Below are 12,785 nucleotides of genomic sequence, written 5' to 3'. Positions count from 1 at the left end.
CAATGCTATTGGCAGAACGTCATCAATTCATTCTCGATCAGCTTAATTTACAAGGGCGGATCACCTCAGTGTCCTTAGCGCAAACACTTGATGTGAGCGAAGACACAATCCGTCGGGATTTAAACAAACTGGCTGAGCTTAAGCTCCTGCGGCGTGTTCATGGTGGCGCTTTAGCGCTGCAGGATAATACTCCTGACTATATCGAGCGTTTAGATAAACCCGATACCAGTAAAATTCGTTATATTGAACCTGCCTTAGCGATGCTCGTGCCTGGACAAACGATAGTGATTGATTCTGGCGAGACGTGCCGTTATTTAGCACAACACTTACCTAAAAATATGCCGTTGACTGTGGTTACGGGTTGTCCACTGATCGCCAAAGAGTTGGCCTATCATTCGCTGGTGGATGTGATTGTATTAGGCGGCCCTATGTTTAAACCAGCAATGCGGGTGGTAGGCATGACGGCGATCGAAATGGTGAAACGGATCCGTTTTGATATTGTTTTTATGGGGATTTGCTCGTTCCATATTCACCACGGTTTTAGCGCGAGCTATATAGAAGAAGCGGAGATCCTTTCTGCTACTATTCGTCAGAGCGACCACACTGTGATTATGGGACCGAGTCATAAACTAGATAAAGTCGCTACTTATCAGATTGTTACAGCTAACGAAATTGACACAATTATTACCGATGAAGAAATCAATCCAAGCTTAAAAAAGCAGATTGAGTCGCTAGAGATAGCGCTTACTTTGGTCTAGGTTAGTTGCATTAGGTTAACAAGTTTATATCGGCTACTTAGCAGCTAGGGTAGCCGACTTACGGTCGAGCTAAACAGCTACATATCTAAGGTTTTAATAAGGTAAAAATATGATTGTTATAGAAACGTTCATTTTTGAATATGGCGCGTTTTAACACCGCTTCTTGCTCAAAACCTGACTTCTCTAGTAGCTTCATTGATGCATGATTGTCGTCAAATACTGCGGCAAAGATCCGTTCAATATTGGTCTCGTTAAATACCTCTGACGTAATGTGTAAAATGGCTTTATGAGTAATTCCTTTACGCCAATGGCTTTTTGCGAGCCAATAGCCTATTTCACCAGAACGCTCATATTCAAACCCGCCAGGGTTAACACCTATACAGCCGATAAGCTGCTGACCATCGCAAATCGCCCGAACATAGCCTTGTTTACTGCCTTCATTTACCCACCACATGGCATCTTGCTCGGTGTAAGGTTGCGGAATTTTTGTTGATAAATACCGAACGACATCGGGATCGTTCAAAATCACGACCATATTGTCAACATCATTGGCTTGGAACGGTCTTAGTTTGAACATTGAGCTCTCTTTCAATAAATTTAAACGTAAATTCATCAATAAGTTACCATTCCCTTTCGAGGTATACAATGCGTGCTTTGTGTAGAGAAAAGTAAGCTGGGGTTGATTGTCGTCATCGGACTTTATTTTGCGTATTTTGATTGCATTAAATAACGTTAATTATTTTAGACGAGGAATGCACAATACTAACTTCAAGCCTTGCACCGCAAATTCTTCAACTGAGATTACCTAACCTGAACTCGGGATAAGAAGTTAGTTAAGTTACTAAAATATCTAAGTTCAGGTTACCTATATTGTTTTTATTTTGTTTGCCCTAATAAAGAGAGTGAGATTACAAATTAATTGCAAAGGATTAGGAAGAAAAAACGATGGATAAAAATACCTTAATTGAATTGGTGACTGAGTACTTTAAAAAGATTGATGTTGGAGATTCAAGCTATTTAGACCTATTTCATGATGAAGTGACTTTCTTTTTTCCAAAGTTTGGTGACGCTGTTGGTAAGCAAGCATTACTTGAGTTTGGCGATAAAATTGGCAGCTCACTCAACAGCATTTGGCACGATATTGCGCATTTTAATTTCATTGTGTCTGGAAAAACTGTTGTTGTTGAAGGGCGCGAAGGCGATGTGATGCGTGATGGTACGCACTGGCCTGATAATCAAATTTCATCTGGCCGTTTTTGTAGTGTGTTCGAATTCTCTGATAACTTGATCACAAGAATGCATATTTATGTTGATCCAGACTTCTCAAGCCAAGATAGTGATAGAATTTCAATATTATCGCGCTAATGTTGAGCGTTTTGATAAAGAAAAGGATAGCTGAATTATGGTTTTCTCTGAAAGTGAAAAAAATACCTTACTCGCACTCAAGGGAGTCGGCCCAACGGTGATAAAGCGTTTTGAAGAAATCGGTATTTGCAGTTTGAGCGAACTTGCGACTTATGAAGTTGAAGAAATAGCTGAGCGGGTCGCTTCTATGTTGCAAACAACTTGTTGGAAAAACAGCCCGCAGGCCAAAGCTGCCATTCAAGCTGCAATCACGAAAGCACGTAAGATGAACTAGCGTGTAAAGCCCCTTTACGGGGCTTATTTAAAGTAGTCTGGTAAACATATTATCTAGGCTTACTAAGCAACAGTTTCTACAAAGTTGAGGTCGAAACGTCCGTCCGGATCTTCTACTTTGATAAGCTCGTTAAGCGGTTTGTTTTTTAATGCCTTATTTTCAGCAAAGATGTCTAACAATAGTGGTTTTACTGCGTTTCCGCATAGCGCCTTGGCGAGTGCTTCATGAGAAAGCTTGAACAACAGGTCCATATTCTCGTCCTCGTCTTCAATGAGTTCTATATCTTCCCAGCTCTCGAAAATGTCTCTCAGTTTACTGACTTCTGCGCAGTCATCTTCAAAGTCAGATAAGATGATAAACTCGTCTGAGGCAACGTTTTTATGTTGTTCAAAACGGCTTTCTGGCAGGCTATAGATATTCCAATTTACATCGTAATGCCAAAACTCAACAGATAACGACATATGAGAATAAGCGCTTTGATTTACATAAAATTTTAGTTCGTTGATGCGCTTTTTAATAAGTGTAATTAAAACGTTTTCGTAAGCTTCAATAAGCGTATTTTTATCAAACATAATGTATCCTAACTGCGGTCTTAAATGCTAAGACTACGTGCTCCTATATTTGTTCTCAGTATTAATTCCACTCTACTATGTAAATGTGAACTTTTGTTACTGGCGTTTGCTAAAAGGTAATTTATCCAAAACAGGTTAATTTAACCACCAGTGTAGAAAAAATACCAGCCTATGCAGAGCCAATATGGCTTTAAATTGACAGTGTACGTTTAGTCAAAATAAGCTTGCTGTTTCGTTGTATAGCCATCGCACGATAGGCCCTTTGCTTTGATCTCTGCGTTGCACGATACCCATTTCCACGACCAGCGGGTTAGGAATATGTTCGGTTGATAGCTCGACCAGTTCGTTCATGTACCATGGCGTGTTGACAACATGTTCAGGTACTAATGCCCAACCAACCCCTCTAATAGCTAAACCCATGATGTAATAGTAACTGTCAATATGCCAGTGGCTTGTAGATATGGCTTGTGACTGAGTATTACCAATGCGGTCGCGTATTACGAGCTGCCGATGTCGATTTAGCTCTTCAATACTCGGGGCTGGATGTTGTGCAAGCGGGTGGTGAGGGGAGCAGATCAAGATTTGTTTAAAGCTGCTAATTGAGGTGAAATCCAGCGATTCTGGCAATGGTTTTTGGTGAAATAAAATGCCTATTTCTGCCCTTTTTGCGCTCACCCATTGTGCAATGTCGTCTTGGGAACCATTAATAATGGCTAATTTTAATAGCGGAAATTGCTGAGCTAATCGTTCAAACAATGATTCAAATGCGATGATGGGCACTGCTTCATCCATGGCAACAGTGAGAGACACCTCTTCGCCACTATTAAGAGAATTGGCTCTTGATTGCAGGCGCTGACACTGCATGAGCACCGCTTCAGCTTCTTTAAACAGATCGAGACCAGCTTGATTTAACACTGGCAGTCTGGCGGAGCGGTCAAAAAGTGCAAAACCTAGATCGGCTTCCAAATTGGCAATTGCGGTGCTGACCCGAGATTGTGCCTTCCCCAAGTGTCTTGCTGCAGCTGAAAATGACCCCAACCTGACGGCGGTAACAAAGGCTTCAAGTTGATCGAGTGTCCAATGCATAATGATTAACCTATCCGAATTTCGGATGGATACTAACTTTTACCAATCTCAATTACAAGGATAATAACGGTTTTTTCTTGCTTAAGGATTTCATCATGCTGTTAGATTCAGCGAGCAAAACCCCCACAAAAGACACCAACGTTACCCGCACTTTTTGGCGTTATACCATCCCTGCCGTTGTCGCAATGATGGTCAATGGATTGTACCAAATCGTCGATGGTATTTTTATTGGTCACTACCTTGGTGCTCAGGGGTTGGCTGCTGTAAACCTTGCTTGGCCCATTATAGGGATCATTATTGGTTTTGGCGTTTTAATCGGGATGGGATCTGGCAGTTTGCTGTCGATTTATCGTGGCGCTGGCGACAATACCGATGTGCAGCAGCTGATGGGCACTAGCTTTTGGCTCATCGCTATCTTGACTGTGGTTGCAATGACTGTCCTTGTATTATTCGGACCTACTTTGCTTGAGCTTCAAGGTGCATCGGGTGAGCTTTTACATTCCAGTTTGGCCTATTTGCAGGTATTGAATTGGGGAGCTGGAGTTACCATTGCGGCAGGTGCGTTGCCGTTACTACTAAGAAACAATGGTAAACCAGAAATGGCAACGGCTTTGCTGATTGTAGGGGCGCTCGGCAACATAGTGCTCGATTATTTCATGATTGTGGAAATGCAATGGCAACTTCCCGGTGCTGCACTTGCTACGCTGATTTCACAAGGGATAGTCGCACTTGCAGCGCTCTACTTTTTACTCACTTCTGGTGAAGAAAATAAACCCAAAGGTGCGTTTAATCAGCCCCTAGCCCTAGAAATACTAAAGCAAGGCGCAGCAGGATTGGTGATGTTTTTGTATTTTGGCTTTATCGTTGCGTTACATAACAAGCAGTTGCTGATATTTGCCAGTGAAGTTGAGGTGGCGGCCTTCGCTGTGGTTGGTTACCTTGGCGTTATTTACTATTTTATCGCAGAAGGCGTAGCGAATGGTGTCCAGCCGCCTATCAGTTATTATTATGGAGCAGGCCTTTACCAGCGCATTCACACTATGTTTAAGCTGGCGCTCAAAGTGAGCTTGGGTTTTGGTGTGATGATGGTAACTATGTTTTATCTGTTTCCGAAGGATGTACTTGGGCTCTTCAGTGAGGATTTTGCTTTGCTCAACGCGGCCGAGCGTGGTTTGCAGCTGCATCTATCCACGTTATTCATGGATGGTTTTATATTTCTTACCTCGATGTACTTTGTTGCGGTAGGTAAAGGCGGTAAAGCGTTGGTTATTTCACTTGGAAACATGTTGGTGCAATTGCCGTTTTTATATTTATTGCCCTTCTGGTTTGGTGTTGATGGGGTGTGGCTTGCGGTGCCTATCTCAAACATCACGTTAACCGTTATTATCATCCCTCTGCTTTGGCGTGATTTATATCAGTTAAAGCATGCAGATATGGAAGCTACGTCAGGTGATAAGCTGTGCGCTTAGTTGCATACTGCAGGCGCTTATTTTAAGCGCCTTCTTAGGGTTATCTTTGGCGTACGTAGTACTTTTTTACCACGCAATCTAAATATCTCACAGCATTCACATGTCTAAATTTAAGCGGTTCGTTTAATTTTCCGAATAAAGGTATTCCGCCACCTAAATATAGTTGGAATGGTCGTGATAATTAGCTCATCAATGAGATCTTGTTGAAGAAAGCTTTGTATGGTTTTTCCGCCATCAATGTAAAGATTTTTAAAGCCCTGCTGAGCCAGTTGTTCGGCGATATCTGTCAGTTCACCCCGTACAAGCGATACTCAAAGGTGGATTTTTTATGTTGCATTTAGTTTCCCTTTTGGTTACATTTGTTTCGAATCATTTAAAAGGAATGTACTATGTATAAAGTGATCATACCAATATTATTAAGCTCATTTTCAACAATTGCAGTTGAAAATGAATCTGATATTATCCAATCTAAGATTGATTCTATTCGTCAAAATGCAAGTCAACTTGATTTGTCAATGGAACAGTTTCACCAGCTATCAACGTATATAAATCAAAGTCGGAGTGGAGTTTCAACTCAAAAGCCTGAGGTACCGCTTCTCCAAGATCCAACAGTATTACGTATAATGGAATACGGAAGTCGTGGAGAAAAAATTCCTCAGTGGTTAGTGGAGGAGTATCAGCAGCTTATTCTAAGCAGAACAGAGCAGCTAACTGCAGAATTGGAGTTACCTGCGGGAGCATTTCAGTTACAACAAAGTTTCACAGATGCTGAATTTCAATATACATCTGAATCTAAATCAGACAAAAAAAAGATTGAGACGATCGTTGTAACAGCGAAAAAAATTCAGCGATTTGGTGGTGGTAGCCTTGGTACATCGTTGGCTGTATACTCTGTGGCGTCGAGTTCAGGAATTGCACCGTATAGTAGGTTTAAAGTGAGCTTTGTTGATTCGAATACCAGCCAAGAATGGAAATATAATGACTTTAGTGGTGCTTGGTCTGAGGGGCCACTTATTACCTGTTCACCAGGTGGTATTTGTGCTCCTTCACCAACACCTAACTAACTTCAGTTGATAGCTCCTCTTTTACATGCATTGTATGAAATTATTTATGCAGTGCATGCTTTATCTACATGGTTTTGCACTTGCAATGGAGTGTCACCCAGATAGAGAAGCGTTAAATGTCTCGATGACAAACGGTACAATTGCACTAATTTGTAAAGCGATTGAGGCTTAATGTCATTGCGTTGTGGTGTTGTAAAGGGGCATTACAACACAATAGGCAAAGTACCTGTTAGGGACGCTTGAGATAACGATTGGGAGTGGTACCGATTATTTCTTTAAAATCTCTAATAAGATGTGACTGATCGGTATAGTTCAACTGAGCAACAATGTCTGCCATTGTAGTCGCATTGGATTCAAGCAGTGCAAGTGCTTGGTGCAAGCGGTACTTTCGAATTAGCCATTTAGGACTAAAACCGATGTAGTGTTGGCAAAGCCTTTGTATTTGTCGTATTGGCATGTCGCATTGTTTGGCAAGTTGCTCAACCGTAAAAATATCGCTGTGATCTTGCAAGGTGTTGAGAATACCTTCGGCCATAGCAGCACCTGTGCTTTGAGGGAGTGTAAACGACATTAAAAATTGTGATAGCACTTTTACCCGCTCTGCATCATCACTTGCCATGGTTAATGAAGAAACAAGCGAACTCGATGGCATATCGCAAAGATGCTGCAAAGAAAAGGTTTTATCGACACATGCCAAAGGAGTGATATCAAATTGTTCTACTAGGGCACCGACCCTAAATTTAACCCCCAAGAGCTGCCCTTTTCCATGCATTGTGTAATCGTATACTTTGCTTACAGGGCCAATAATTTTTATCTCATCGGTACTTAGCAGTAAATGAAAGTTGGGATCTGGTAAGTTTCGTTGTGTATGGGTTTTATTATCCGGCAAACACCAGTCGACAAACCAAAATTGCTCGACAAGACCTTTTAACTCTGTGCATGGGAAATACCGTCTAAGCTGGTAGTTTGGCGCGCTTTGTTGTTGGTGGAGTACACCGGTGACTGGACTAAGGTTAGATTTCATCGCTGCCTTGTTATGGATAGAACTCATTGTTTGTTGTCGCGTTTTTACAATACCAATTTTAAATTGCGTGCTAGATTTAAAACAAGCTGCATAAAACTGCAGAGCAAGATCAAACTCTTTTACTATAAAATTAAGGGAAATGCGATGCAACTAACAGGTGTGTACGAAATTATCAATTGGCAAGAAACCACAGAAAAACAATTTGATGATGGTGCCAAACTCTCCAAAGCCGTGGTGAGCCTCAGTTACGAAGGCGAAATTGAAGGCAGTAGCGAAGTATATTATCAGCTTCACTATGCCGAAGAAGGAGATGTTGAGTTTAATGGCTTTGAAGCAGTAATCGGGTGCTTTTCTGGGCAACAAGGCAAGGTTGTATTGATGCACGATGGTCGTTTTAAGCACGGTAAAGCACATAGTAATTTTACAGTGGTACAAAGCGATGTTGATGCTATTGCCGTGGGTGATAAAGGGTCGTTTGAGTCGACTGAGGGAAAAAAGGCAAACTACCAAATAACACATAACTGATAGCTTCAATGTTATCGCGCTAGGCTAAGTAGCGGTGTCTTCTTATGTCTAGCGTGTACAGCGCATCCACTAACTCCGCAAAGTGACTAATGACAACATCTGCTTGCTCTGCGTAGTGAGGTTTGTCATTAGGGGCAAACAAGCATGACGGCATGTTGGCGTTATGTGCCGCCTCTATATCGTAGAGGTAATCGCCAACATAAACACATTGATAAGGTGGCACTTGCCAGGTCTGAGCAACTTGCAGCAGCGCGGCTGGGTCTGGTTTGGCTGGCGCATCGTCCCTCGTTAAAATCAATGGAATTGGCAATCCCGCTATTTTAAGCTTCAATCGCGCCGCTTTTGCAAAGTTTCTGGTCACAACGGCAAGCGGGACCCCCATTCTCGAAAGGTGCGCAACAGACTCCTTAACCCCAGGAATAACTTCACAGTGCTGTGCGTCACATAATTCATGTTGGTGGACGATGTTCATAGCCTCTTCACGCATGTAAGGTGAAGGCAATGTACTGATAAAACTGAGTAAGTCTTGCCCTACCGGACAGCCAATTTGCGCCCGAATAAGTGAGAAGTCGAGTTCAGATGTCACTAGTGTGCCATCTAGGTCAAAAATAATGCCTTTAACCGGTATCCTATCCATTTTTAATATCCTTTGGTTTCGCATGTGTACTGCGCAGCCCTACTTAAAGGTAGGTACGTAATTGAAGTTTGTAAAGATCAAGACGATGGAGTTTTGCTTTTGCGAGATGAGTGGCTCACTGATGGTAACGGTGAGCCACTTTTTAGTCTTTTCGAAGTTTTATGCGAGTTTGCGTAGTAGCCCTTGCGTGTTTTGTTTCATCGTGTTCGCCACCATAAAGTAACCAATCACAGCGACGAATGTTGCGCCAGTTGCAGGCCCTAATAGCCAAATATAGGGGTGCAAGCGGCCATCCACATCGAATGTTTGAACTTGGATCACCAACAGTGCAATGTCACTGACCACGGCAGCTACCAGTCCTGCTAATCCGCCAAGTAATAAAAATTCATAAAGCGTGGCGAGTTTTATCAAACGACCTTTGGCACCGAGTGTGCGCAAGATAACGATTTCCTGCATACGTTCGGCAAGGCTTGCCTGAACCTGAGAAATGAGCACCAAAGAACCGCTGATAAGCACGATACTAAGTACAAAGCTAATCGCCAGTGAGACTTGAGAAATCATCGATTGTGCCTGTTTGAGCTGGCTCTGAATGTCGATCATACTAATTGTTGGATACGCTTTCAAAAACTGACTAATAACCTTAGTGTCTGCTATTTCAAGCTTGGCGGCAGTAAAGTAAGTCACAGGGAATTGGCCGGCGATTTTATCGTTGAATATCATCACAAAGTTAGGTTTCAGCGAGCCCCAATTGACACTACGTAAACTCGTCACTTTGGCTTCAATTGTTTGACTATTGATTAGGAAGCTAAGCGTGTCCCCCACTTTTATCCCTACCCGCTCGGCAAGCCCTTGAGCGACGGAAACTTGAAGCGCATCAGAGTCATCAAACCACTCGCCATCGACTACTTCATTACCCGCTGGCAATTCATCTAACCAAGTAAGATTGAGCTCGCGCCCTACCCCATCACGTGCATCTTCGTCTTTTTCTTCACCCTCTTGCAGTGAGACCCTGCGTGCAAACTCTTCGCCATTTAGCGCATTTACACGACCCAAAAAGACGGGATAAAAATGTTCATGCTTGATGCCACTTTCATCAAGTTTGCTTTGCATTGGCTGAATTTCTTGTTCCATTATATTGATAAAAAATGCATTGGGTGCGTCTTCAGGCACTTGCATCTGCCAATCTGAGATCATGTCATTTTTCAGCACCACTAAAAACAACATTAATTTGATAGCCAGAGCAAAGCTAATAAGCTGTACCGCATTTGCATTGGCACGTTTTTGCAGTGTGGCAATGGCAAGAGACCAACTTGAGCCCGGGCTCAACCCGAGTTTTCTGCCCGCTGAAAATAATAGTCGTGAGATCACGTATAGCACGGCCATGAGTAGCAAGGTTGCGCCGAATAAAATCGCGGTGATCTTAATATCGCGACTAAATAGCCACATTAACCCAAAAATAGTTAACACTGAAAGCGCCATATGAATTCGACTAATCGCGATGGTGTCTCCAAGGTTGCGTCTTAGGACGCGCAGCGGCGGGATATCAAATAAATCTAATAGTGGTTTTAATGAAAACATCATTGCGCATACCACACCCACGGCAATGCTCAACAGCCAAGGCCTAAACCCTGCTTCAGGCAGGGCCGTATCCATAAAGTTAATCAGGTAAGCGGCCCCAACACTTTGCAGCCCGTAACCGATAGCAAGACCGACTACAACGGAAAAAAAGGTCACTAAAGAAAGGTGTAAAAGATAAATACGGCGGATGGTTTTGCGACTACCACCGAGCGTTTTCATCATGGCGACGGGATCATATTGGCGCTCACAGTAGCGCTTTGCAGAAACCGCCATCGCTACGGCAGCGAGCATGATCCCAAATAGTCCAGCAAGGAGCAAAAAGCTCTCCGAGCGAGCTAAGTTTTCACCCAAAGGTGATTGCCTGTCTTTTATTCCCTGCCAAGATTGGTTGCTTTTGAGTTGTGGCTTGAGCCAAGTGTAGTACTCTCCCAGCTGCTGCTCTGAGCCCGAAAATAATAGTCGGTAGAATACTCGGCTCCCGGGTTGAATGGCTTTAGTCACCGCAATATCATCATGATTAATAAGGACGCGTTTGTTCCCCGCCAGCGAGAAGAAAGGGGCATCAGGCTCGCTAATAAGCACCTTACTCACTGTAAACTGCCCTGCCCCTATTTCTACCACATCGCCAATTTTAAGGTCAAGGGAATAAAACAAGCCTTCGCTGAGCCATACATTGCCCTTTTTCGGAGCGGCTTGAACTTGGTAATTCTCGCCATTAAGGCTATCTCTTAAAGTAAGTTTACCTCTAAGTGGATATGTATCTGTCACCGCTTTTAGCGCGCCAAGTATTAACTCATCGTTGGCAAATAACATCGAGTCAAAATACACTTGCTTGGCGGTATTTAAGCCAAACTCTCGTGCTGTGGTCAGTACTCGGTCGTCGAAATCATGGTTGCTCGAAAGCCGCCTGTCAGCAGCGATAAAGTCTGCGGATTTTTGTTCTAGATTCAAACGGATCCGCTCGGTAATGGAAGACAAGCTAAACACAGTCAATACTGCAAGCGCAATTGCAGCTAGGATGATGGTGAGCTCGCCTCGTCTAAATTCCCTAGAGAATAAAGTAAGTGCTAACTTAAACCACATTGACAGCCGCTCCTTGTTTTATTACTTCTAGTTTTCCAGCTTCAATATGAATGATGCGATCACACTGTTGAGCGAGTTGCTCATCATGGGTAACAAGCACCAAAGTGGTGCCATTCTCTTTGTTTAGGTCAAACAGCAAACGCTCGATAAGATGGCCGTTCTTGCTGTCTAAATTAGCCGATGGTTCGTCGGCGAATAGGATTTTGGGTTTGCCAACAAAGGCTCTGGCTATAGCCACTCGTTGCTGTTCGCCACCCGAAAGTTGTGAAGGATAGTGCGTTAGACGATGAGACAAGCCAACTTTTTCTAATAACTCTGTCGCTTGATTTTTTGCACCTTTGTCCCCAGCTAATTCAGCAGGAAGCATCACATTTTCAAGTGCTGTTAAGCTTTGCACTAACATAAATGACTGAAATACGAAGCCGACTTTTTCTGCTCGCAGTTGAGCTCGAGCTTCTTCATCCATTTTTTGTAATGATTCGCCATCTAAATGAACTTCTCCTTTGGATGCGATATCTAATCCGGCAAGCAAACTAAGTAAGGTTGACTTACCTGAGCCTGAAGCGCCAACGATAGCCACGGACTCACCTGACTTGACAGTGAAATCGATATCACTAAGGATAGTGAGATTACCTTCAACGGTAGAGACCTGTTTAGTAAGGCCTTTTACTTGGATCATATTTAACTGAGAAAGCACTGACATGAAGTACTATTTCCTAAAGTTGTTGTTCATACTTGTTATTGTAATGACGCCGTTAAGCGCAAATGCCAAGCAAAAACTCATGATAGTTGGTGATAGCTTAAGCGCCGCTTATGGCCTGAAACAAGATGATGGTTGGGTTAAATTGTTACAAAATAAATACGAAATAGAACAAAATCCGATCGAAATTATCAATGTTAGCGTTAGCGGTCAAACAACAGGTAATGCTGTGGCAAAAATAAATCAGCAATTGAAAGCGATTGCGCCTACTCATGTATTAATCGAATTGGGTGGTAATGATGGCCTACGCGGATTTCCTGTAAAAAGGTTAAAGGCAAATCTCACACTGCTGGTGCAATCTAGCCAACAAGCAGGCGCCAACGTTGCCGTAATGGAAATCCAAATCCCCCCTAATTTAGGTCCTCGCTATACCAGTATGTTTACCGAGAGCTACCAACAAGTGACAGAGCAAACCGGTAGCTACCTAATGCCCTACTTTATGCTAGAAGTGGCGGCCAAACCGGAATTAATGCAAAGCGATAACTTACACCCCAACAAAGAAGCGCAACCTCTAATCCGCGACTTTATGTATCAAGAAATCAATCAATGGCTGGAAAAATAAGCATACAAAGCATAAAAAAACCCGCTAA

16 protein-coding genes are annotated in these 12,785 nt (G+C 42.9%); 8 read left to right on the top strand and 8 right to left on the bottom strand.

Annotated features, from left to right (window positions below):
- Window positions 1–2 precede the first annotated feature (2 nt).
- The gene (locus DS891_RS05585; protein ID WP_010605574.1) at window positions 3–758 is read left to right on the top strand and encodes a DeoR/GlpR family DNA-binding transcription regulator; all 756 of its coding nucleotides are present in this window, start codon (window positions 3–5) and stop codon (window positions 756–758) included.
- 85 nt (window positions 759–843) lie between these two features.
- On the opposite strand, the gene DS891_RS05580 is transcribed toward DS891_RS05585, so the two are convergent.
- Window positions 844–1,335 carry a GNAT family N-acetyltransferase gene (locus DS891_RS05580; RefSeq protein ID WP_029215811.1) on the bottom strand — a complete coding sequence of 164 codons (492 nt, stop codon included), beginning with the start codon at window positions 1,333–1,335 and terminating at the stop codon, window positions 844–846.
- Window positions 1,336–1,703: 368 nt separating this feature from the next.
- On the opposite strand from DS891_RS05580, the gene DS891_RS05575 reads away from it, so the two are divergent.
- Entirely contained in the window at window positions 1,704–2,123 is a 420-nt protein-coding gene (locus DS891_RS05575) for a nuclear transport factor 2 family protein (protein ID WP_174169128.1), read from the top strand.
- A gap of 37 nt (window positions 2,124–2,160) precedes the next feature.
- The gene (locus DS891_RS05570; protein ID WP_010605577.1) at window positions 2,161–2,397 is read left to right on the top strand and encodes a helix-hairpin-helix domain-containing protein; all 237 of its coding nucleotides are present in this window, start codon (window positions 2,161–2,163) and stop codon (window positions 2,395–2,397) included.
- A 62-nt stretch (window positions 2,398–2,459) separates the two neighbouring features.
- On the opposite strand, the gene DS891_RS05565 is transcribed toward DS891_RS05570, so the two are convergent.
- Together DS891_RS05565 and DS891_RS05560 are read right to left on the bottom strand one after the other, a co-directional pair.
- Complete coding sequence (locus DS891_RS05565; protein ID WP_174169127.1) at window positions 2,460–2,969, bottom strand: hypothetical protein; 510 nt, start codon at window positions 2,967–2,969, stop codon at window positions 2,460–2,462.
- Between the two features lie 213 nt (window positions 2,970–3,182).
- Window positions 3,183–4,055 carry a LysR family transcriptional regulator gene (locus DS891_RS05560; RefSeq protein ID WP_174169126.1) on the bottom strand — a complete coding sequence of 291 codons (873 nt, stop codon included), beginning with the start codon at window positions 4,053–4,055 and terminating at the stop codon, window positions 3,183–3,185.
- Between the two features lie 95 nt (window positions 4,056–4,150).
- Here DS891_RS05560 and DS891_RS05555 point away from each other — a divergent pair, with 95 nt between their 5' ends.
- Window positions 4,151–5,524 carry an MATE family efflux transporter gene (locus DS891_RS05555; protein ID WP_174169125.1) on the top strand — a complete coding sequence of 458 codons (1,374 nt, stop codon included), beginning with the start codon at window positions 4,151–4,153 and terminating at the stop codon, window positions 5,522–5,524.
- 110 nt (window positions 5,525–5,634) lie between these two features.
- On the opposite strand, the gene DS891_RS24460 is transcribed toward DS891_RS05555, so the two are convergent.
- Window positions 5,635–5,763, bottom strand: coding sequence for a hypothetical protein (locus tag DS891_RS24460; RefSeq protein ID WP_368032178.1), 129 nt, complete (start codon window positions 5,761–5,763; stop codon window positions 5,635–5,637).
- A 150-nt stretch (window positions 5,764–5,913) separates the two neighbouring features.
- Between DS891_RS24460 and DS891_RS05545 the strand changes: the two genes are divergently transcribed.
- Window positions 5,914–6,588: a hypothetical protein gene (locus tag DS891_RS05545; protein ID WP_174169124.1), complete on the top strand. Its 675-nt coding sequence runs from the start codon at window positions 5,914–5,916 to the stop codon at window positions 6,586–6,588.
- A 46-nt stretch (window positions 6,589–6,634) separates the two neighbouring features.
- Window positions 6,635–6,760 (top strand): hypothetical protein, encoded by a 126-nt coding sequence (locus DS891_RS24685; protein ID WP_302480143.1) that lies wholly within the window; start codon window positions 6,635–6,637, stop codon window positions 6,758–6,760.
- Window positions 6,761–6,817: 57 nt separating this feature from the next.
- Here the strand turns inward: DS891_RS24685 and DS891_RS05535 are convergent, their stop codons facing one another.
- Window positions 6,818–7,612, bottom strand: coding sequence for an AraC family transcriptional regulator (locus DS891_RS05535; protein WP_239422309.1), 795 nt, complete (start codon window positions 7,610–7,612; stop codon window positions 6,818–6,820).
- A gap of 144 nt (window positions 7,613–7,756) precedes the next feature.
- On the opposite strand from DS891_RS05535, the gene DS891_RS05530 reads away from it, so the two are divergent.
- Window positions 7,757–8,137 (top strand): DUF3224 domain-containing protein, encoded by a 381-nt coding sequence (locus DS891_RS05530; protein WP_010605584.1) that lies wholly within the window; start codon window positions 7,757–7,759, stop codon window positions 8,135–8,137.
- A gap of 19 nt (window positions 8,138–8,156) precedes the next feature.
- Here DS891_RS05530 and DS891_RS05525 read toward each other — a convergent pair whose 3' ends face one another.
- From DS891_RS05525 to DS891_RS05515, 3 genes are all read right to left on the bottom strand, one after another.
- Window positions 8,157–8,774: an HAD family hydrolase gene (locus tag DS891_RS05525; protein ID WP_174169122.1), complete on the bottom strand. Its 618-nt coding sequence runs from the start codon at window positions 8,772–8,774 to the stop codon at window positions 8,157–8,159.
- 159 nt (window positions 8,775–8,933) lie between these two features.
- Window positions 8,934–11,435 (bottom strand): ABC transporter permease, encoded by a 2,502-nt coding sequence (locus tag DS891_RS05520; protein WP_174169121.1) that lies wholly within the window; start codon window positions 11,433–11,435, stop codon window positions 8,934–8,936.
- The gene (locus DS891_RS05515; protein ID WP_010376092.1) at window positions 11,425–12,138 is read right to left on the bottom strand and encodes an ABC transporter ATP-binding protein; all 714 of its coding nucleotides are present in this window, start codon (window positions 12,136–12,138) and stop codon (window positions 11,425–11,427) included. The genes DS891_RS05520 and DS891_RS05515 overlap by 11 nt, the downstream gene beginning before the upstream one ends.
- Between DS891_RS05515 and DS891_RS05510 the strand changes: the two genes are divergently transcribed.
- Window positions 12,137–12,757, top strand: coding sequence for an arylesterase (locus tag DS891_RS05510; protein WP_174169120.1), 621 nt, complete (start codon window positions 12,137–12,139; stop codon window positions 12,755–12,757). The two genes, DS891_RS05515 and DS891_RS05510, sit on opposite strands and share 2 nt — an antisense overlap.
- Window positions 12,758–12,785: the final 28 nt, after the last annotated feature.

Source organism: Pseudoalteromonas sp. JC28, assembly GCF_013319255.1.
Lineage (GTDB): Bacteria > Pseudomonadota > Gammaproteobacteria > Enterobacterales > Alteromonadaceae > Pseudoalteromonas.
This window is presented reverse-complemented; position numbering and strand designations above follow the sequence as displayed.

Coding starts and splice junctions, on each gene's coding strand:
- DS891_RS05580 (WP_029215811.1), bottom strand. CDS start 1,335: ATGTTCAAACTAAGACCGTTCCAAGCCAATGATGTTGACAATATGGTC.
- DS891_RS05535 (WP_239422309.1), bottom strand. CDS start 7,612: ATGAAATCTAACCTTAGTCCAGTCACCGGTGTACTCCACCAACAACAA.
- DS891_RS05515 (WP_010376092.1), bottom strand. CDS start 12,138: ATGTCAGTGCTTTCTCAGTTAAATATGATCCAAGTAAAAGGCCTTACT.
- DS891_RS24685 (WP_302480143.1), top strand. CDS start 6,635: ATGCAGTGCATGCTTTATCTACATGGTTTTGCACTTGCAATGGAGTGT.
- DS891_RS05575 (WP_174169128.1), top strand. CDS start 1,704: ATGGATAAAAATACCTTAATTGAATTGGTGACTGAGTACTTTAAAAAG.
- DS891_RS05520 (WP_174169121.1), bottom strand. CDS start 11,435: ATGTGGTTTAAGTTAGCACTTACTTTATTCTCTAGGGAATTTAGACGA.
- DS891_RS05560 (WP_174169126.1), bottom strand. CDS start 4,055: ATGCATTGGACACTCGATCAACTTGAAGCCTTTGTTACCGCCGTCAGG.
- DS891_RS05525 (WP_174169122.1), bottom strand. CDS start 8,774: ATGGATAGGATACCGGTTAAAGGCATTATTTTTGACCTAGATGGCACA.
- DS891_RS05570 (WP_010605577.1), top strand. CDS start 2,161: ATGGTTTTCTCTGAAAGTGAAAAAAATACCTTACTCGCACTCAAGGGA.
- DS891_RS05555 (WP_174169125.1), top strand. CDS start 4,151: ATGCTGTTAGATTCAGCGAGCAAAACCCCCACAAAAGACACCAACGTT.
- DS891_RS05585 (WP_010605574.1), top strand. CDS start 3: ATGCTATTGGCAGAACGTCATCAATTCATTCTCGATCAGCTTAATTTA.
- DS891_RS05530 (WP_010605584.1), top strand. CDS start 7,757: ATGCAACTAACAGGTGTGTACGAAATTATCAATTGGCAAGAAACCACA.
- DS891_RS05545 (WP_174169124.1), top strand. CDS start 5,914: ATGTATAAAGTGATCATACCAATATTATTAAGCTCATTTTCAACAATT.
- DS891_RS05565 (WP_174169127.1), bottom strand. CDS start 2,969: ATGTTTGATAAAAATACGCTTATTGAAGCTTACGAAAACGTTTTAATT.
- DS891_RS05510 (WP_174169120.1), top strand. CDS start 12,137: ATGAAGTACTATTTCCTAAAGTTGTTGTTCATACTTGTTATTGTAATG.